This window comes from Rhodococcus sp. NKCM2511 (assembly GCF_014905595.1).
GTDB classification, from domain to species: domain Bacteria; phylum Actinomycetota; class Actinomycetes; order Mycobacteriales; family Mycobacteriaceae; genus Rhodococcoides; species Rhodococcoides fascians.
Genome location: NZ_BNHJ02000001.1, coordinates 3,077,801 through 3,094,567, shown reverse-complemented (window position 1 = coordinate 3,094,567; position 16,767 = coordinate 3,077,801). Strand labels below are relative to the sequence as shown.

General features: G+C 66.5%; 21 protein-coding genes and 1 riboswitch. Of the genes, 11 read left to right on the top strand and 10 right to left on the bottom strand.

Annotated features, from left to right (window positions below):
• The first annotated feature begins 308 nt into the window (after positions 1–308).
• Both JLZ96_RS14510 and JLZ96_RS14505 read left to right on the top strand, forming a co-directional pair.
• Positions 309–746 (top strand): nitroreductase family deazaflavin-dependent oxidoreductase, encoded by a 438-nt coding sequence (locus tag JLZ96_RS14510; protein WP_236253985.1) that lies wholly within the window; start codon positions 309–311, stop codon positions 744–746.
• Positions 747–807: 61 nt separating this feature from the next.
• Positions 808–1,641, top strand: coding sequence for an LLM class F420-dependent oxidoreductase (locus tag JLZ96_RS14505; RefSeq protein ID WP_032366743.1), 834 nt, complete (start codon positions 808–810; stop codon positions 1,639–1,641).
• Between the two features lie 83 nt (positions 1,642–1,724).
• On the opposite strand, the gene JLZ96_RS14500 is transcribed toward JLZ96_RS14505, so the two are convergent.
• Positions 1,725–2,360: a hypothetical protein gene (locus JLZ96_RS14500; RefSeq protein ID WP_201010781.1), complete on the bottom strand. Its 636-nt coding sequence runs from the start codon at positions 2,358–2,360 to the stop codon at positions 1,725–1,727.
• 127 nt (positions 2,361–2,487) lie between these two features.
• Here JLZ96_RS14500 and JLZ96_RS14495 point away from each other — a divergent pair, with 127 nt between their 5' ends.
• Positions 2,488–3,171 carry a response regulator transcription factor gene (locus tag JLZ96_RS14495; RefSeq protein ID WP_072691980.1) on the top strand — a complete coding sequence of 228 codons (684 nt, stop codon included), beginning with the start codon at positions 2,488–2,490 and terminating at the stop codon, positions 3,169–3,171.
• On the top strand, positions 3,168–4,583 hold the full coding sequence (locus tag JLZ96_RS14490) for a HAMP domain-containing sensor histidine kinase (protein ID WP_201010435.1): 1,416 nt from the start codon (positions 3,168–3,170) through the stop codon (positions 4,581–4,583). Before JLZ96_RS14495 ends, JLZ96_RS14490 begins: the two co-directional genes overlap by 4 nt.
• 9 nt (positions 4,584–4,592) lie before the next feature.
• Here the strand turns inward: JLZ96_RS14490 and JLZ96_RS14485 are convergent, their stop codons facing one another.
• Together JLZ96_RS14485 and JLZ96_RS14480 are read right to left on the bottom strand one after the other, a co-directional pair.
• A complete protein-coding gene (locus JLZ96_RS14485) occupies positions 4,593–5,078 on the bottom strand; it encodes a GNAT family N-acetyltransferase (RefSeq protein WP_032407192.1) in 486 nt (161 codons plus the stop codon).
• A 9-nt stretch (positions 5,079–5,087) separates the two neighbouring features.
• A complete protein-coding gene (locus JLZ96_RS14480; protein WP_027494833.1) occupies positions 5,088–5,828 on the bottom strand; it encodes a 1-acyl-sn-glycerol-3-phosphate acyltransferase in 741 nt (246 codons plus the stop codon).
• Positions 5,829–5,928: 100 nt separating this feature from the next.
• On the opposite strand from JLZ96_RS14480, the gene JLZ96_RS14475 reads away from it, so the two are divergent.
• Positions 5,929–6,816, top strand: coding sequence for a hypothetical protein (locus JLZ96_RS14475; RefSeq protein WP_201010434.1), 888 nt, complete (start codon positions 5,929–5,931; stop codon positions 6,814–6,816).
• Between the two features lie 7 nt (positions 6,817–6,823).
• On the opposite strand, the gene serS is transcribed toward JLZ96_RS14475, so the two are convergent.
• Positions 6,824–8,077 (bottom strand): serine--tRNA ligase, encoded by a 1,254-nt coding sequence (gene serS, locus JLZ96_RS14470; protein WP_201010433.1) that lies wholly within the window; start codon positions 8,075–8,077, stop codon positions 6,824–6,826.
• A gap of 11 nt (positions 8,078–8,088) precedes the next feature.
• A complete protein-coding gene (locus JLZ96_RS14465; RefSeq protein WP_032383011.1) occupies positions 8,089–8,481 on the bottom strand; it encodes an ankyrin repeat domain-containing protein in 393 nt (130 codons plus the stop codon).
• A gap of 34 nt (positions 8,482–8,515) precedes the next feature.
• Between JLZ96_RS14465 and JLZ96_RS14460 the strand changes: the two genes are divergently transcribed.
• On the top strand, positions 8,516–9,598 hold the full coding sequence (locus JLZ96_RS14460; protein WP_201010432.1) for a septum formation family protein: 1,083 nt from the start codon (positions 8,516–8,518) through the stop codon (positions 9,596–9,598).
• A gap of 13 nt (positions 9,599–9,611) precedes the next feature.
• A complete protein-coding gene (locus JLZ96_RS14455) occupies positions 9,612–9,944 on the top strand; it encodes a metallopeptidase family protein (RefSeq protein WP_027494838.1) in 333 nt (110 codons plus the stop codon).
• Between the two features lie 130 nt (positions 9,945–10,074).
• On the opposite strand, the gene JLZ96_RS14450 is transcribed toward JLZ96_RS14455, so the two are convergent.
• Both JLZ96_RS14450 and JLZ96_RS14445 read right to left on the bottom strand, forming a co-directional pair.
• Positions 10,075–10,845 (bottom strand): CbtA family protein, encoded by a 771-nt coding sequence (locus JLZ96_RS14450; RefSeq protein ID WP_032366733.1) that lies wholly within the window; start codon positions 10,843–10,845, stop codon positions 10,075–10,077.
• Positions 10,836–11,030: a CbtB domain-containing protein gene (locus tag JLZ96_RS14445; protein ID WP_027494840.1), complete on the bottom strand. Its 195-nt coding sequence runs from the start codon at positions 11,028–11,030 to the stop codon at positions 10,836–10,838. Before JLZ96_RS14445 ends, JLZ96_RS14450 begins: the two co-directional genes overlap by 10 nt.
• Positions 11,031–11,080: 50 nt before the next feature.
• Positions 11,081–11,215, bottom strand: a riboswitch (cobalamin riboswitch).
• Between the two features lie 63 nt (positions 11,216–11,278).
• On the opposite strand from JLZ96_RS14445, the gene JLZ96_RS14440 reads away from it, so the two are divergent.
• The 4 genes from JLZ96_RS14440 to JLZ96_RS14425 all read left to right on the top strand — a co-directional run bounded on the left by JLZ96_RS14440 (position 11,279) and on the right by JLZ96_RS14425 (position 14,377).
• Positions 11,279–11,845: a histidine phosphatase family protein gene (locus JLZ96_RS14440; RefSeq protein ID WP_032385452.1), complete on the top strand. Its 567-nt coding sequence runs from the start codon at positions 11,279–11,281 to the stop codon at positions 11,843–11,845.
• A gap of 88 nt (positions 11,846–11,933) precedes the next feature.
• Positions 11,934–12,245: a PE family protein gene (locus tag JLZ96_RS14435; RefSeq protein ID WP_027494842.1), complete on the top strand. Its 312-nt coding sequence runs from the start codon at positions 11,934–11,936 to the stop codon at positions 12,243–12,245.
• 66 nt (positions 12,246–12,311) lie between these two features.
• Complete coding sequence (locus JLZ96_RS14430; protein ID WP_268963049.1) at positions 12,312–13,517, top strand: PPE domain-containing protein; 1,206 nt, start codon at positions 12,312–12,314, stop codon at positions 13,515–13,517.
• Positions 13,514–14,377, top strand: coding sequence for an ESX secretion-associated protein EspG (locus JLZ96_RS14425; RefSeq protein ID WP_201010430.1), 864 nt, complete (start codon positions 13,514–13,516; stop codon positions 14,375–14,377). Before JLZ96_RS14430 ends, JLZ96_RS14425 begins: the two co-directional genes overlap by 4 nt.
• Here the strand turns inward: JLZ96_RS14425 and JLZ96_RS14420 are convergent.
• The 3 genes from JLZ96_RS14420 to JLZ96_RS14410 are packed head-to-tail and all read right to left on the bottom strand — an operon-like array spanning position 14,370 to position 16,696.
• On the bottom strand, positions 14,370–15,035 hold the full coding sequence (locus JLZ96_RS14420; RefSeq protein ID WP_032374193.1) for a histidine phosphatase family protein: 666 nt from the start codon (positions 15,033–15,035) through the stop codon (positions 14,370–14,372). The genes JLZ96_RS14425 and JLZ96_RS14420 overlap by 8 nt on opposite strands.
• Positions 15,032–15,964, bottom strand: a complete 933-nt coding sequence (gene pheA, locus JLZ96_RS14415) for a prephenate dehydratase (RefSeq protein WP_201010429.1) — start codon at positions 15,962–15,964, stop codon at positions 15,032–15,034. Before pheA ends, JLZ96_RS14420 begins: the two co-directional genes overlap by 4 nt.
• Before the next feature lie 9 nt (positions 15,965–15,973).
• Entirely contained in the window at positions 15,974–16,696 is a 723-nt protein-coding gene (locus JLZ96_RS14410; protein WP_057473099.1) for a hypothetical protein, read from the bottom strand.
• Between the last annotated feature and the right edge of the window lie 71 nt (positions 16,697–16,767).

Below are 16,767 nucleotides of genomic sequence, written 5' to 3'. Positions count from 1 at the left end.
CACTGTCCGTCTACCGTTCTTTTTCTCGATTCTCACGGCCTTCCCGGAGCGCAGCTTCGATACCGGTGTCGCCCCTGCTATCGAAGCGAAGACCCCAGCCTGCCCGATCGCGCATCGGATGCACGTCCGACACGGATGTACCCCAAAATGTCTTAGGCAATAATCTGCGCCCGCGGCCACCACGCGTTGCCCACGCATCGATGCCACGATCCCCGGTGTGGAAGGGGTGGAATTACCAGGAGAGGGGCAAAGTTTCGTTGAGCGAGACGTATCGGGAATTTCCGGCCATGGCGATTGTTGGCGCCCACGTGATTGATAACGAGACCGCCACCGAAACCGAGCTGAGCCCCAAGTCCTGGGTCCGCGAGCTGACCGAGCAGATTCTCGAGCAGGGCACCACCGAGGGGGCCGAGTATCAGGGTCTGCCTGTCGTGCTGTTCACGATCACCGGGGCGAAGTCCGGCAAGAAGCGGTACGTGCCCTTGATGCGCGTCGAAGCCGAGGGCAAGTACGCCATGGTCGGTTCGAACGGTGCCGGTGCCACGAACCCGTCGTGGTACTACAACATCAAGGCAAACCCCACCGTCACGGTGCAAGACGGGACGAAGGTTCTCACCCTCCAGGCCCGCGAGCTCGACGGGGCCGAGCGCGAGAAATGGTGGACGCTAGCCGTCGAGTCCTTCGCTCAGTACGCCGAATTCCAGTCCCAGACAGACCGGCAACTCCCCGTCTTCATCCTGGAGTGACCCCGGCTGTGATCCCACTTCACGCCCCGTGCACGGGCGACACCCGACGTTAGGAACAGCCTTGAAAATCGGAATCTCCACCTTCGTCACCGACGACGGGATCGACCCGGTGTCGCTGGCTCGCGCCATCGAGGAGCGTGGATTCGACTCGCTGGTTGTCGCCGAGCACACTCACATCCCAGCCAGTAGGGAGACGGCGTTTCCCACCGGCGAAGAGATGCCCGACTTCTACTATCGGACGCTCGACCCCTTCGTCACTCTGGCAGCGGCCGCAGCGGTGACATCGAAGATCGAGCTGGTCACCGGTATCACCTTGCTCATTCAGCGTGATCCCATCACCACTGCAAAAGAATCCGCCAGTATCGACCTGATCTCACGGGGCCGGTTCGTATTCGGCGTGGGAGCGGGTTGGATCCTCGAGGAGATCCGCAACCACGGCACCGACCCGAAGACACGGGGTGCGCTGTTGGACGAGCAGATCGAAGCAATCAAAGCCCTGTGGACGAACGAGCCGGCCGAGTATCACGGCAAGCACGTCGATATCGAACCCTCCTACCTCCGTCCCAAGCCGGTGCAGACACCGCACCCCCCGATATTCATCGGCGGTGCCTCCGATGCGACGGTGAAGCGCGTCATCCGGCACGACGCCGGGTGGATAGCCAACCCACAGCCCGTCGATGTCATGTCCGCGCGCATCGATGCGATGCGCGAAGGACTCGGGCACGACGTTCCGTTGCTACAGTTCGGCACCCCCGCGGACCCCGAGTACTGGCAAGCCTGCGAAGAGTTGGGATTCGGGCAGCTTGCGCTCATGCTGCCCACCGCGCCGCACGATGAATCGTTGAAAATCCTCGACGAGTACGCCGCGCTGGCGTCCGCGTACCGCGGGAGATAAAACCCTGGGCGCGTTCGGAAGTCGCGCCTCCACCCACACCGATCCCCGCACCGATCCGGTGCGGGGACCGACCGAGCTTGCGTTCAGGAACCGGACGGCGCTGCCGGCGGTGCGGGAGGCGTCGCACCGTCAGCGGGTGCCGGCAGCGCGGGCGGAGTTGCGCCATCGGCCGGTGCCGGCGGCGCGGGCGGCGTCGCTCCGTCTTCTGGTGCGCACACCGCTCCCGGGCCACCTGCGCCCGGCCCACCCTTACCCGGACCACCATCGGCCGGTCCGCCCTTGCCCGGACCACCCGCGGGCGGGGCAGGCGGCGTTGCGCCGTCACCCGGTGCCGGTGGTGTTGCGCCATCACCCGGTGCCGGTGGTGTTGCGCCATCACCCGGTGGGGTCGGAACTGCGGGAACCGTCGATCCGTCACCGGAATCGGGAGCGGCAGGAGCCGCAGGCACCTCCGATGCATCCACACCGCCACCACCGTCGGTTCGCTGTCCGAGGGCAGACGACGACGCTACGGTGGACACGCCTGGCGAGACGTCGGGTCCAGTTGCTGCGAACACCGCCGCGGTCACCAGGGCTCCTAGGGCAAGACCCGCTGCTGCGGTCGCTGCCAGCGGTACCCGTCCCTTCCACCGCTTGGGCTTGTTCTCCCGAGTTGCCTGGGCGCTCGGGGTGGGCTCGGGGTTCGATGCGGCGGGAATCGGTTGGGTCTGATCGTTCACGTTCACTCCTTGTTCGGACTGCGTCGTTCGTTTCGGTCTGTCACCGACACTGCCGCCGCTAGCTGAAGTCACCCTGAAGCTGGGCGCATCTTCAGGATCACTTCAGCTGGTGGGTGACAATCGAGGCATGACATACAGTTCCGCTCCCCGGGTGATGGTGGTGGAGGATTCGTTACCCATCAGGGAAGCGCTGGTGGCCGCGTTCGAGGACGCGGGTTTTACCGCCGTGTCCCTGCCCGACGGCGACGACTTCGAAACCACGATGGCAGGCTTTCGTCCCGATGTGGTGATCCTCGACGTCATGCTGCCCGGTGCACGGGACGGGTTCGATCTCATCGACGTCGTCCGGCAGAGCAGCGACGCGGGCATCATCATGGTCACCGCGAAAGACCAGCTGGCCGACCGGTTGCGGGGCCTAGGTGACGGCGCCGACGACTACGTGGTCAAGCCTTTCCAACTCGACGAGGTGGTCGCCCGCGCCAAATCCGTGCTGCGGCGTCGCGGTCGTTCGTCCGACGCGGTCCAGGTCGGTGATCTACTGGTCGACGAGCCCGCCGGAGTAGTCACTCGGGCAGGTCAGGTTCTCGATCTGACGGCGACGGAGCTCCGCTTGGCCACGTTCCTCGTCGCACAGCGCGGACGTACCGTCTCCAAAACCTCTATCCTGGAATCGGTCTGGGGCTACGGCGCGTACGACGGTAACCTGGTGGAAGTTCACATCAGTGCGTTGCGTCGCAAGATGGAAGCGCATGGGCCGCGGTTGATTCATACCGTCCGCGGCTTGGGTTATGCATTGCGGGCTCCGCAGTGAAGCGGACGCCGACCCCGTCGCTTCGGATGCGGGTGGTCGCCACCGTCGTCGTGTTGTTCGCGGCACTGTTGGTGATTGTCGGCTCGTCGGTGGATGTCGTTTTGGGTCAACAGCTTCGGCGTGATCTGGAGGCGCGGTTGTCGGACCGGGCAACTCGGGCTGTCGAGCTCGTGGAGAGCGGCGTCGGGCCCGGGGATCTGGTGCAGGCCCTGCAGGGCGACGCCATCCGAGTTCGTGTCACCGCTGCGGACGGCACGGTGTACGGCGCTCCCGGCAGCGGACCGCCTGGCCCGGACATCCGGCCTGCCACCCCGGCTCCGCCTGCGGGCCAGTCGCGAACTCCCAGTCCCCCTGGTCCGCCCGATCCTCCTGCGCTGCCGTCCGATTCGTTCGAGATCACCGAACCGTTGCCCGACGGTTCGACGCTGTCTCTCCTCGGCGATACCACCGCCATCGCCGATGTTCGGCGACAACTGCGCATCCTCATGCTGGGAGCGGGTGCTGTGACGCTGCTACTGGCCGCCGCTGCACTCACCTTTGCCGTACGGCGAGCACTGTCCCCGCTGGACTCGATGACATCGGTCGCGCGCCGAATAACCAACGGCGACAGGGGTAGACGGCTGCTTCCCACCAAACCGAACACCGACCTCGGCCGTACTGCCTCGGCCGTGGACGAGATGCTCGACGCCCTCGAGGACGCCGAGCGCCGCGAGGCAGCAGCGGCGCGCACAGCCCGCCTCGCCGAGGAGGACATGCGGCGCTTTCTGGCCGACGCCGCACACGAGCTGCGCACTCCAGTCGCCGGGATCTCGGCGTTGGCGCAGTCGCTGCAGCGCGACGCCGAGCATCGCCCCGATCGAGTCCCACGCTGGAGCGAGCTGCTGGTCGGGGAATCGAGCAGGGCCTCACGATTGGTGGGCGACATGCTCGATTCCGTCCGTGCGGAGAACACGTCGGATCTCGACGCAACCGATACCGACCTTGCCGACATCACCCGCCGCACAGTGGAGCGAGCAGCTCTGGTCATGCCGGATATTCGGTTCGATGTCGATGCCCCGCAACCGATCCCGGTTCACATCGACGTCGGACGCATCGAACAGATCCTGTCGAACGTGCTCGACAATGCCGGTCGTTTCACCCCGTCCGGCGGCACGATTCGGGTAGCGGTCGGCCGGGACACCCACGCATTCATCACCGTGGACGACGAAGGACCGGGTGTCGCCGAGGCAGACCGTGAGCGCATCTTCGAGCGGCTCGTCAGGCTGAACTCCGCCCGTGACCGAGCATCCGGTGGCGTCGGACTGGGGCTGTCGATCGCTCGGACACTGGCGCGCGCCCACGGCGGCGAACTCGTCTGCCTCGCAGGGCCTTCGGGGGCACGTTTCCGCCTGACTGTCCCCCTGAACGCGTGAACATGTCAGCTAGTCGACGATCAGGTCCATCAGCAGACTGTCGTGCCAGCCGTCCGGTCCCTTCTCGTACTTGCGCATGATCCCGACCGGCTCGAAACCGACTGCGCTGTAACAGGCTATCGCTACTGCGTTGTCGGCGGCCGGATCGATCACCAGGCGGTGATGACCTAGACCGACTGTCAGGTAGCGCACCAGCGTGCCTACCGCGTCCTTTCCGACGCCGCGGCCGTGTACAGCCGGATCGAGGAAGATGTCGATCGACGCGTGCCGGTACATCGGGTCGGTCTCTTCGCCGTACTGGATCAAACCGACTGTCGCGGAGTCCAATTCGACAACCAGGCGGGTCTCTTCAGGGTTGTCGAACGGCCAGCTCTCGTCGGCGTCCTCGTCACCCCACCGCGCATGCACCTCGGGGGTGTGCAGTATTCGGCGTAGCTCCGGCACGTCCTCGGCGGTGATCGGCCGCAACACGACCCGTTCACCGCGGAGGTTCATGCCCGCCGACTACTCGACGCGCTTGGCTGCGCGCGCCGCCAGATCCTGGGCGTCGAGCTTGTCGGCTTCCTCCAGGGTCGGGGCACTGCCACCGAGTCGGGCCGGAACCCAGTACGCGCCGGGCTCGTGGTGGTAGCCCTCCTGAAGCTCGAGCAGCATCTTCTGCATGACCGACCGCAGCTTGTCGGTCAGTTCGTTCGGCGGCCCGACCGGCGCAATCGGTTCACCGACGGCAATGGAGATCGGAGTGTTGGTGCGGCCCAATCGCTTCGGGTAGCCCTTGGTCCACACTCGCTGCGCACCCCAGATGACCGTCGGGATGATGGGGACGCCGGCCTCGATGGCCATACGCGCTGCACCGGACTTGAATTCCTTGATCTCGAAGCTCCGGCTGATGGTGGCCTCGGGGTAGACGCCCACCAGTTCGCCGTTGCGCAGACTCTGCACGGCCGACTTGTAGGACTCCGCACCTGCACCACGATCTACGGGGATGTGCTTGAGCGCGCGCATGATGGGTCCGGAGATCTTGTTGTCGAAGACTTCCTTCTTGGCCATGAAGCGGATGTAGCGCTTCACTCGCCGCGGCGGCAACCCGGCGTAGGTGAAGTCCATGTATCCGGTGTGGTTGACGGCGATGACCGCTCCACCGGTAGCAGGGATGTGGTCCTCGCCCTCGACCTCGAACTTCAGGCCCTCGAACGCGAACACTGTGCGAGCGATGCCGATGACTGATCGGTAGACGGGTTCCACAGTCGGTTAGCGTAGTCGGTGGACGGGGTCGGAGAAAGGTCCGGCCAGGAGCGCGGTCGGGTCGTGCGCAGTTCGAGAAGCTACGGGGGAGAGAATTCACGTGAAGAACAGAGCGGCTTCACCGCGGCGCAGCCGAGTCTGCCGAACCGCGCTGCCGCTGATAGCGATGATTGCGCTGGTCGGTGCCTGCGATTCCGCGGTCGGGATCCCATCCGATCAGGACGCAGCCCCGTCCAGCAGCAGTGCCGGGTCCACCCCCGAGTCCGCGAATGCCGCCGGGTCGAGCACCCCTGAGCCGACGATCACCACCCCGGCACCGCCGCCCATCCCACCGGGTCCGCCCGTCGGCGAAGCCCCCGGAAGTCCTGCGGCCGCCGCGGCACTACGGCCGTTCGTCAACGATCTCACCGGCGGCGGAATAGGTGTCGTCACCGCGAGGTGCTGGACTGTGCCGCCAACCGACATTCCGACGATGTACTTCGACACCGGCGCCATCCTCGCTGCGGTGGCGGCTCCCGCGGTCGACGGTCAGTACGCGGTGACGTGGACCGGACCCACGGCAACGGTCGCCATCAAACGCAGCGAGATCGCGTCGGGTTACGCCTGCCCGACCGTCTATCCCACCGGCACGACGCCGGTGTTCGACGCGACGGACGCGGTCTATACCGTCGACCGCTATCTGGGACGCATCGCCGGTATCCCCGTCAATCGGGGCGACGTCGAAGAGAGCTACCCGCTGGTGTGCGACAGCCGCGGCACGTGGGATCCGAACGGCACCGGGTCTCCCACTGCCCCACCTCTGGCCGAGAATCCGGCAATTCTGCCGAGCATCACCTCGTTCGATCCCGACAGTGTGTTCGTGACGGCCCAGAACGGCGTCTACACGCAGGTCAATGCGGACATCATCGACGCCTCGGGGGTGTACCAGAATCGCACGTTCCTGCTGGCGATCGGCGGCGAGGGCTACTGCATCGGCGACATCGCCTGATCCTGAATTACATCAGGACATCGGTCCCGACGAAAGGCACGAGGGCTTCCGGAACCCGGACGGTGCCGTCGGCCTGCTGGTGGTTTTCGAGGATCGCCACGATCCACCGCGTGGTGGCGAGGGTGCCGTTCAGGGTGGCGGCGGTCTGAGGCTTGCCCTTCTCGTCGCGGTATCGCACGCCGAGGCGTCGGGCCTGGAAGGTCGTGCAGTTCGAGGTCGAGGTGAGCTCGCGGTATGCCTTCTGCGTGGGGACCCAAGCTTCGCAGTCGAACTTGCGAGCGGCCGACGACCCGAGGTCTCCGCCTGCGGTGTCGATGACGCGGTAGGGCAATTCGACTGCGGCGAGCATTTCCTTCTCGTACTGCAGCAGCTTCCGATGCTCGGCCGCCGCGTCCTCGGGCTTGATGTACGAGAACATCTCGATCTTGTCGAACTGATGGACGCGGATGATGCCGCGGGTGTCCTTGCCGTAGCTGCCCGCTTCACGACGGAAGCACGACGACCAACCGGCGTAGCGCTTGGGGCCGTCGGCGAGGTCGATGATCTCGCCCGAGTGGTAGCCCGCGAGAGCAACTTCGGAGGTTCCGACGAGGTAGAGGTCGTCGGCTTCGAGGCGGTAGATCTCGTCTGCGTGTGCTCCGAGGAAGCCGGTTCCCGACATGATCTCCGGCCGCACGAGAACCGGCGGGATCATCATGGTGAACCCGTTCTTGACGGCCTTCTGCGCGGCGAGCTGAAGCAGCCCCTGCTGCAGCAACGCGCCGTAGCCGGTCATGAAGTAGAAGCGTGAGCCCGACACCTTGGCTCCGCGTTCCATGTCGATCAGGTTCAGCGACTCGCCGAGTTCCAGGTGATCCTTGGGCTCGAAGTCGAACTCGGGGACGTCGCCGACGGTCTCGAGCAGCACGAAGTCGTCCTCGCCGCCCGCGGGCGTTCCCTCCTCGACGATGTTGGAGATCGCCCGGTGAGCCGTGTCGAGAGCTGCGTCGGCCTCGGCCTCGGCTGCCTGGGCCGCCTTGACCTTCGCGGCCAGTTCCGATGCCCCGGCCAGCAGCGCGGGACGGTCCTCGGCCGAAGCCTTGCCGACCTTCTTGCCCAGCGCCTTCTGCTCGGCACGCAACTGATCCCCGGCCAACACAGCGGCGCGGCGGGAGGCGTCGGCGTCCAGAAGAGCGTCGACGAGAGCGGGGTCCTCGCCTCGGGTGCGCTGCGAGGCGCGCACTGCGTCGGGGTTCTCGCGAAGCAATTTCAGGTCGATCACGAGAGCAAACCTTACTTGCCGAGCAAGCCCAGGTAGTCCTCGCGTCCGAACATCGTGGCTGCGTCGATCGCCGAGGGGTGGCCGCCGTGTGGGTCGGCTCCGCCGTCGATGAGCAGCCGCACCACCTCGTCCTCGCCTTTGAACACAGCGCCCGCGAGTGGGCTCTGGCCCTTGTCGTTGGCCTTGTTCACATCGGCACCGCGTTCGACCAGCACCCGTACCGCATCGGCATGACCGTGATAGGCGGCCAACATGAGCAGGGTGTCCCCCGACTCGTTGTGCAGATTCACCGGAACTCCGGCGTCGACGTAACTCGCCAGACCGACGGCGTCACCGGTACGTGCCATTGCGAACAGTCGACCGGCCAGCTCACTGAGGTCGTCGTCACCCGTTGGGTCGCTCATGTCGACCGAACATACTCGGGCATGATGGAGGGCGATGTCCGCTACAGAACCAGACCCCACGACGAGCGAGAGTCGGAGAACTCTCTCGGCCACCACTGCTCGACGCGGCCTCGCCATGGTGGCCGTCGGTGCAGTCCTGGCCGCGGGGGCAACAGTGTTCCTGTCCGGCGGATTCTCGACTCCCGAGAAGATCACCACGCATTCGACGGCCAGTGGCCCCGCCACCGCAGGTCCGGTGTCCGCGAAGTCCTTCGGTGCCGCCGACCCGGGCGTATGCCTGCAGTGGACGCCCACCGACGATCCCGAGACCGATCGTCAGGACCTCAGCGAAGTGCCGTGCGCCGACGCCCACCGCTTCGAGGTGGCCCGCGACATCGACATGAGTGTCTACCCCGGTATCGAATTCGGTCCCGGCGCGCCGTACCCGGGAGCGCTGCGCTTCGGTGAACTGCGCGACGAGCACTGCAGCGCCGCCGTCGACGGCTACGTCGGTGCCAAGTTCGACCCGAACGGCCGCTACGGCGTCGGCCTGATGTTCCCCAGCCAGGCCGGATGGGCCAAGGGCGAGCGCACGCTGCGGTGCGGTGTGCAGATGCCGTCGAACACCGGTGCGCTGCTCGAGATGACCGGCTCGATCCTCGACCAGGACCAGTCCAAGGTGTGGCCGACGGGCACGTGCATCGGAATCAACCAGAACGTGCCTGCCGACCCGGTGGAATGCTCGACTCCCCACGCGTTCGAGGTGGCCTCGGTGATCAACCTCACGCAGCAGTTCCCCGGCGGGCACCCGTCGGAAGGCGACCAGGACGCGTACCTGGAGAAGACCTGCACCGACGCCGTCAACGGATACCTCGGCTCGGAGAACGCGCTGCGGGACAAGACGCTGACGTTGTTCTGGGACACGATCGACGTCTCGAGCTGGCTCGCCGGTAGCCGTCAGGTGACCTGCTCGGTGGGCAAGGAACTCGACTCCGGTGGATTCGCAACCATCGTCGGCAGCGCGAAGGGCGACATCCTCATCAACGGTGCCGCACCAGTGCCGCCGCCCGCAGCCCCCGACGGCCGCGCCCTCCCGACTCCGCTGCCCGGTGCCGCTCCGATCACCACCGGAGGCTGACATCCCCACCCATATGACCCGCGTCGACTTCGAGGAAGCGGTGTCCGACGCTCTCGACACACTGCCGCGAGAACTCACCGACTTCATGAACAACGTCGTCGTCCTCGTCGAGGAAGAACACCCCACCGAGGACATCCTCGGGTTGTACGAGGGAATCGCGTTGACCGAACGCTACGAATACAGCGGACACTTGCCCGACGTCATCACGATCTACCGCAAACCGATCCTCGACATGGTCGACGACGAACACGAGGCCCGACGCGAAATCGCCATCACCGTCGCGCACGAAATCGGCCATCACTTCGGCATCGACGACGAACGCCTGCATCAACTGGGATTCGGCTGATCGCGCTCGCCCCCGATCGCCACCCCCACCCCCGTAATGCCACCCCCGGTTGGGATCAATGTGGGTTTCAGTCGGTCAGACTGCAACAAAGGCGCATTGATCCCAACCTGGGGGGGCGGGCAAAACAGGGTTAAGCCGAGACAGCCTCTCGGCGAACAGGTCGCACCGCGCGGTCGGTGAGGAACGCGAATCCCAGTCCCAGAGCCAGCCACAGGGTTGCCTGCGTGGCCAGTGACGAGAGTCGGAATTCCCACAGCAGGGTCGCCGGGAAGTCCGAACCCACTTCGTTCACGCCCGGCAGAAGTGCGTAGCCCACACCGACGATCACGAGGAACGCCACCGTCGGAGCACCGACGCGAACCGCCACCGACGACTGCGACGCCACCGCCTTCGCCACATAGATCGCGACGCCCACGGCCAGCAGACCGAGAATCACCGACGCCAACCACAGCCAGGTGCGCTGGGTGATCGTCTCCGGGTCCCCGACGGCCGGTGGGTTTGCCGGATACTTGAAGAACGGCACCGCTTCGATTGCCAGCCATCCGGCCCCGGCTCCGAGGAGCGCGAGGATCGAGCCCGGGAGCGAGCTGAACCGTCGGGCATAGTGCAGTACCGACGCGAAGATCGCGCCGAGTGCGAGCCCGGCGAGTCCAGTGGCGAGGAAGAGTCCGACGCGTTGCCCGTCGCGACTGACGAGGGCGTCCTCGTCGCCGTGCGAATGCGCAGCAGTCGCATCGGAGTCGGCGTGGTGTGCCTCGCCTGCCGCTTCTTCGATGGAGATGGCCGAATCGACGTGCGGCTCACCGATGACGAAGGCAACTCCGCCGGCGAGCAGTCCCGCGACGAGACCGGCGAGCAGACCTCGCACCAGCAACTGAACGAATGTCCCGGTCAGTGGCATGGCAGGCCCAGCAGGTGGCGGCCGTCGTGCATCAGTTCGTGCATGTACATGCCACTACGCGAGATCGCGCCCTGGTCGAATCCGACGAGGTAGAGCACAACGAACGCGAGCAGTATCGTCGCGGCGACGATGACGGCGAGGGCCGCCGATTCCGTCGTGTTGCTGGGTGCATGAAGTATTGCCATGGGGGTGTCCTCCTGGGATTGTGCGTCCCGTAGTCCCTTCGAAGATGAAGGGACGGCCATGCGATGTACGAGTTTTCTGGCTCTCGAATTCGGACATCTGCCCGACGTCGATCACAGTGGCGCAACCGTTCCGGATTTTCACCGGATTACCTGCGTACATCGCGTCTTACCTGCGCACTGTGGCACCGCGTTCGACTCTGTGTCAATCACTGTCCTCGAAGAACACCGTCCGATGCCACAATGACGCGGTGACTGCGCCTGCGACCCGCCTGACGTTGGTGAGCCACGCCAGGACCGATGCGATGCGCTCGGGCCGCTTTCCTGCCGACGAGCCACTCGACGAGGCGGGTGTGCGCGCACTGGCCGAGGTGACCGATTTTCCGCGTGCCGACCGAGTGATGTCCGGCCCGGAGCTGCGGTCCCGATCCACTGCCGAGATCTTCGGCAGCGACGTCGCCATCGAACCCGCGTTGGCCGATGTCGCGTACGGCCGGTGGTCCGGTCTCGAGATGACCGATCTGCCCGACGCCGACGCGATGGCCTGGCTCGGCGACCCGGCATTCACACCGCCGGGCGGTGAATCTCTGGATGCATTGTTCGCTCGCGTCGAGGCGTGGCTCGACGAGGCCGGTTCGACGCCGGGCCGCACGCTGGCCGTGACCGCACCCGCAGTGATCAGGGCCGCGGTCGTGCTGGTGCTGGCGGCACCGGTCAGCTCGTTCTGGCGGGTCGACGTCGCACCGTTGACGCGCACCTCGATCCATCGCCGAGGTTCGCTGTGGACGATGGATTCGGTGGCACAGAAGTCTCTCTGAATTCTTTCCGGCATCGATGGAACCGATCCGGGCACGGCGGCGTCCTACCTACCGACAGCCCAGTTCGTCGATCGCAGGGAGCGTGCTCATGACCGTCATCAAAGTCGATCCGGTGGCTCTGCAGCTCGCTGCCTCGGAACTCGATGCGGTCGCTGCCCGCTTGCAGGCCGCCGTCACTGCGACGGCACTTCCTGTTCGGCCGTTACCGCCGGGCACCGACGAGGTGTCGCTCTTGACCGATCGCTTCTTCGCCACCGCGGCCGATACCTTCGGTCCCGCTGCCGCACAGGGCATTTCGGAGCTGCACCGAGCCGCCGAGGAACTGCGCAAGCAGGCCGCGGACTACTTGGCCACCGACGACGACACCGCCGGGGGCCTGCCGGGGCTCGCCGGCATCTGACGCACACATCGACCGGCAGCGGTTTCGAAAACGACACGGGGGCTCGAACATCATGGGGGCTGAACAATGACGCTCGGTGTGACAGGTGTGGTGTGGCTACCACGAACTGCGACAGGAAATTCGACGCGACTGCTGGGGCCCGGACCGGTGCCTCTACATGTCGCAGGCGGGGCCTGGGGTTCGGTGGCCGCGGCCTTCACCGAGGCCTCGGTGAGCATCGCCGCCATCACGACAGCCCTGACCGCGGGCTGGGAGGGTGAGTCGGCTCTCCTCGCGCAGGCCGCCCTCGCCCGGTTCGCCACGTGGACCGGAGCCACCGCACTGAAGGCGGCGGCACTGTCGATCGAAGCCCCCGCCGCGGGGACCTCGTACGGCGTCGCACTGGCCACCATGCCGTCGCTCGTGGAGATCGGTGCGGTGCAAGCTGCCAAGGTCACGGCTGCGTCGACCGGCGGTGCGCTCAACGGAAGTTACGAGGCGGCCGAGGTCGCAGACCGATTGCTCGACATCCGCGCAGCCATGGTCATGGAGGGATTCGAGCTGGTCTCCTCGCACCTGATCGCGAAGACGACGTTCGATCATGCGCCCGCCATCGTGTCCGAGTCCGGCAGTGGTCTCGGCAAATTCGCCAACGGTGCGCTGATGACGTCTCCCGTTCAGGCTGCGGTCGGCAGTCTGATGGCCGCGACGCAGAACCCTGGCGTCGCAGCCGCAGCCGGGCAGCTCGGCAGTGCCGCCACCTCGATCGCCGGAACGGGCGTGTCCACGGTGGCCACCGCGGCATCCAACCTGGTCTCGACGCCCCCGCCGAGTGGACCCGGATCCGGCATCGGCCACTCCTTCGCACCCGGTGGTTCGGGACCTCACGCCGTCGGGCCGGCAGCCACCCGTCCGGTGTCGTTCGGCGGACTGGGCGGAAGCATCGGCAGCATCGGCGGCGGACTGGGAGTGCCCGGTTCGGCGTCGAGTCCCCTCGGCGGTGGATCGGGGCTCACGGGTGCAGTACAGAGCAGTCCTGCCGCCACGGTCGGCGCGCCGACCGCAGCCGAGGGTGGCCTCGCTCAGCGCGGAACCGGTGCCGGTGCTGCGCCCGCATCGGGCACACGGGCGCAGGACGACGACGAACACGACACCCCGGAATACCTGAAACAGTTCGAGCATTTCGCCGACGGCCGCACGGTGGCACCGTCGGTCATCGGAGCGGACCCGGCACTACCGGACCCAGCCCTCGACAACCCAGCCCTCGACAACATCGGTGAGAACGGCCGGTGATCGACTTGGGAACCGTGCCGGTGGGCCACACACTGCCGAGTGCCGCACTCGGTGTCGACGAGATGGATTTCCTGGTCGACGAGCTGTCGATTGCCGAACTACCCGTTGTGCTCGACGTCTTCCCACGCTTCGACGACGCGACAGCCCGCGACCGTGCTGTCGACCGCGGCCGTCAGGCCCTCGCGGCGGCAGGACTGTGGGACGGCTCCGCGGTCCACGAGGACGTTCGCCACTGGCTGCGGGTCATGGAACAACCCCGCTGGTACGTCTCGGCTCGACAGTTCGAGGGCGACACCGTTCCTGTGACCCGGATCTGCATCGCATCCGACGACACCATCGCGGTGTCGGCGGTACGGCGAGAGAACATCGTCACCCTGCGCGTCATCGCCGGGGATCCGGCTCGCGATCTCGTCTCGTCGCTGGGATCGGCACCGCCGTTCGATCCCGGCAGCATCAACGCGCCCACCGACCTGCTGGCCGAGGCACTGGACGCGGCACCGTCCGACGTGGGGGGCACCGCTTCCCGTCTGCGCAGCATCGGAATCGCCGATGACCGGGCCCTCACACTGGCCTCGGCGATGGCCACGTGCGCGGGCAGGACCGAGATCACGGCCGTGACCCGCAGGCATGGGACTCGGCGCGGGGCCGGGCGTCCGGTGGCCCTGTTCGACACCCGCGTCGGACGGATCGTCGCCACCTCCGCTGTCGCCGCGGACGGTCGTTCGTGGAGCTCGTTGACCGGCGCGTCGGATCACCGGGTGACAGCGGCTCTGACAGAGCTGATCTCGTCGGCCAAGGACTCAGCGACCACCAACCCAGCGACCACGAACCCAGCGATCGGCAATCCCGCGATCAGCTGATCGGGTTGTCTGCCTTGTCGCTGCCCTTGCCCTCGAACGGCGGCAGGAACGTGCCCCACTTGGCGCATGCCCAGCCACCGTCGGGTAGCGGCAACAGCTCGATTGTCTGGGTGTTGTCGAGATGGTTGTCGGCGGCGAAGGTGCCGTCGACACCGGTGAGGGCCGCCGCGACCAGTCGAATTGCGGCCCCGTGGCTCACGACGACGACGTCTCCGGCGGTGTCGTCACCCAGGTACTGTCCACGCAGCTCGTCGAGCACCGGGACGTAGCGCGCCAACACTGCGCGCCCGCTCTCGCCGCCCGGCGCGGCTGCATCCAGATCTCCGGTATGCCACCGGTAGAAGATTTCGGTGAACAGTCGGTGCGCCTCGGGATCGTCTCGATCTTCCAGCTCTCCGGCGGACGTCTCCTGGATACCGTCGGTCACGACGAGGGGCACTCCGGTGCCGCGCTCGACGTAGCCCGCAGTCTGCTTAGCGCGCAGAGCAATCGACGAGACCAACACGGCGGGAGGATTACCCAGCCGTGTCTGCGCGTACGCCTCGGCTTGCCGGTGCCCGAGCTCGGTGAGTTCGGCTCCCGGCGGCGCTGTGTCCAGCTTCTTCGCGACGTTGGAGACGGTCTGCCCGTGCCGAACGAGAATGAGCTTGCCCATCACAGATCACCCCGACCGGAACGAATTTCGGACAACCACTGCACGTGCTCGTCGATCGGTTGCGGCACCGAACCTCCCGATGTCGTTGCCGTGGGCCATGATCCGAGGAAACGTAGCGGCATCTTCCGGTGGAACGCGGTCAGCGCCTCGGCGACGAGGGGATCGTCCACATGCCCGGCGCAATCGACGAAGAACATGTAGGTGCCCAATTGCGAACGGGTAGGGCGTGATTCGATGAACGTCAGATCGATGTTGCGAATTCCGAACTCCGCCAACGCTGCCGGCAGCGTACCCGGGTCGTTCGGCGGCTTCAGCACCACCGAGGTGCGGTCGGCACCGGTGCGGGCGGGCACCGGCTGCGGCGGAGTCACCAGCACGAAGCGGGTGCGCGCACCCTCGACGTCGATGATGCCGTCGGCCAGCGTCGGCAGAGACAATCGCTCCCCGGCCAACCGTGTCGAGACAGCGGCGTCGACCACGCCGGCGGCAACATCTTCTGCTGCACCGGCATTCGAGGTCGCAGACTGCACGACGGCGTCGGGCATCGCGGCCTGCAACCACTGCCGGACCTGGCTGAGGGCGATGGGGTACGCGCTGATCGTGCGGGCCGAGTCGAGAGTGACACCGGGTCCGCCGACGATGGTGAAGGCGACCTCGATCTCCGTCTCGGCGACGATCTGCAATCGCCGTCCTTCGGACAATGCGTCGAGCGTCGGCGGCACGGCCCCCTCGATGGAACTTTCGATGGGAACCACTGCGGCGTCGGCGGCACCGGATCGAACGGCCTCGAGCGCCGCGGGCGGGCTCGCGGCCGACACCCTCTGGACGTCCCCGCTCAGGCCGACCCCGTCGAATGCGCCGAGCGTTTCGAACTGCGCCAGCGCCATCTCCGTGAACGTTCCCGATGGGCCGAAGTAAGCGATGCGAGGCACGTCTCGAGGTTACGTTGTCGACGTCCCCGAAGCGATCAAACCGACGTCGACCAGCCGGGCGTGGGCGGCGACGGCGTCGGCGATCTCGACCCCCAGCAGTACCTCCCGCACGGCCTCGGCGGCCTCGGGTATGAGCTTGCGCAGAGCGTCGACATTCGGCGCGGCCAGAGCCGACGCGATGTCGTCTCCGCGCAGCGACGCCACCGTCGCGGCGAGGATCGCGATCACGTCGTCTCCGGTGTCGGCGCGGGCAACGAGACCGACATCGGCATGCGAGACGACGGCGAGCACGTCGGCGATACGCCTCGCTGTGTCGCCGACACCGATGCCGGGGGTCCGATGAGCGGCAACGATGGTTTCCGCGGTCTCGGCCACGTCGATCGCGTCGAACACCGGGAAAACGACGAGGGGCGAGGGCAGTCGCAACCCGAGCGCGTCGGCAAGATGCTCGGAGACTGCGTCGACCTCGAATCGAACGGCCTCGTAGTTGCCTGCGCTCGAGGCCCGGAGCTCGTCCGGGTCGATGTCGAGTCGCACGACGATGCGCCCGAGGTTCTCGGTGGGCGGCAGCGTCAGCAGGGTCGAGGCCAGCACGACGGGCGGGCCGTACTCGGCGGCGCGTGGAGCGGCCTGCACGGCAGGGGCATCGGCGCAGAACGGCTGCAGCAGTCCGGCGACGAGCGCGTTCGGATCTGGTCGGTGCGGCACACCGAGGGTCAACGGAATCGGCACGTCTTCACGGTAGTCCCAGCTTGCCCTTGCGATACCCGCCACATCCGGCTAACTTAGGGGCACGTTACTTA

Excerpts from the sequence above, each read along its gene's own strand:
- JLZ96_RS14495 (WP_072691980.1), top strand. The coding sequence starts at position 2,488 with ATGACATACAGTTCCGCTCCCCGGGTGATGGTGGTGGAGGATTCGTTA.
- JLZ96_RS14485 (WP_032407192.1), bottom strand. The coding sequence starts at position 5,078 with ATGAACCTCCGCGGTGAACGGGTCGTGTTGCGGCCGATCACCGCCGAG.
- JLZ96_RS14465 (WP_032383011.1), bottom strand. The coding sequence starts at position 8,481 with ATGAGCGACCCAACGGGTGACGACGACCTCAGTGAGCTGGCCGGTCGA.
- JLZ96_RS14460 (WP_201010432.1), top strand. The coding sequence starts at position 8,516 with ATGTCCGCTACAGAACCAGACCCCACGACGAGCGAGAGTCGGAGAACT.
- JLZ96_RS14455 (WP_027494838.1), top strand. The coding sequence starts at position 9,612 with ATGACCCGCGTCGACTTCGAGGAAGCGGTGTCCGACGCTCTCGACACA.
- JLZ96_RS14450 (WP_032366733.1), bottom strand. The coding sequence starts at position 10,845 with ATGCCACTGACCGGGACATTCGTTCAGTTGCTGGTGCGAGGTCTGCTC.
- JLZ96_RS14445 (WP_027494840.1), bottom strand. The coding sequence starts at position 11,030 with ATGGCAATACTTCATGCACCCAGCAACACGACGGAATCGGCGGCCCTC.
- JLZ96_RS14435 (WP_027494842.1), top strand. The coding sequence starts at position 11,934 with ATGACCGTCATCAAAGTCGATCCGGTGGCTCTGCAGCTCGCTGCCTCG.
- JLZ96_RS14430 (WP_268963049.1), top strand. The coding sequence starts at position 12,312 with ATGACGCTCGGTGTGACAGGTGTGGTGTGGCTACCACGAACTGCGACA.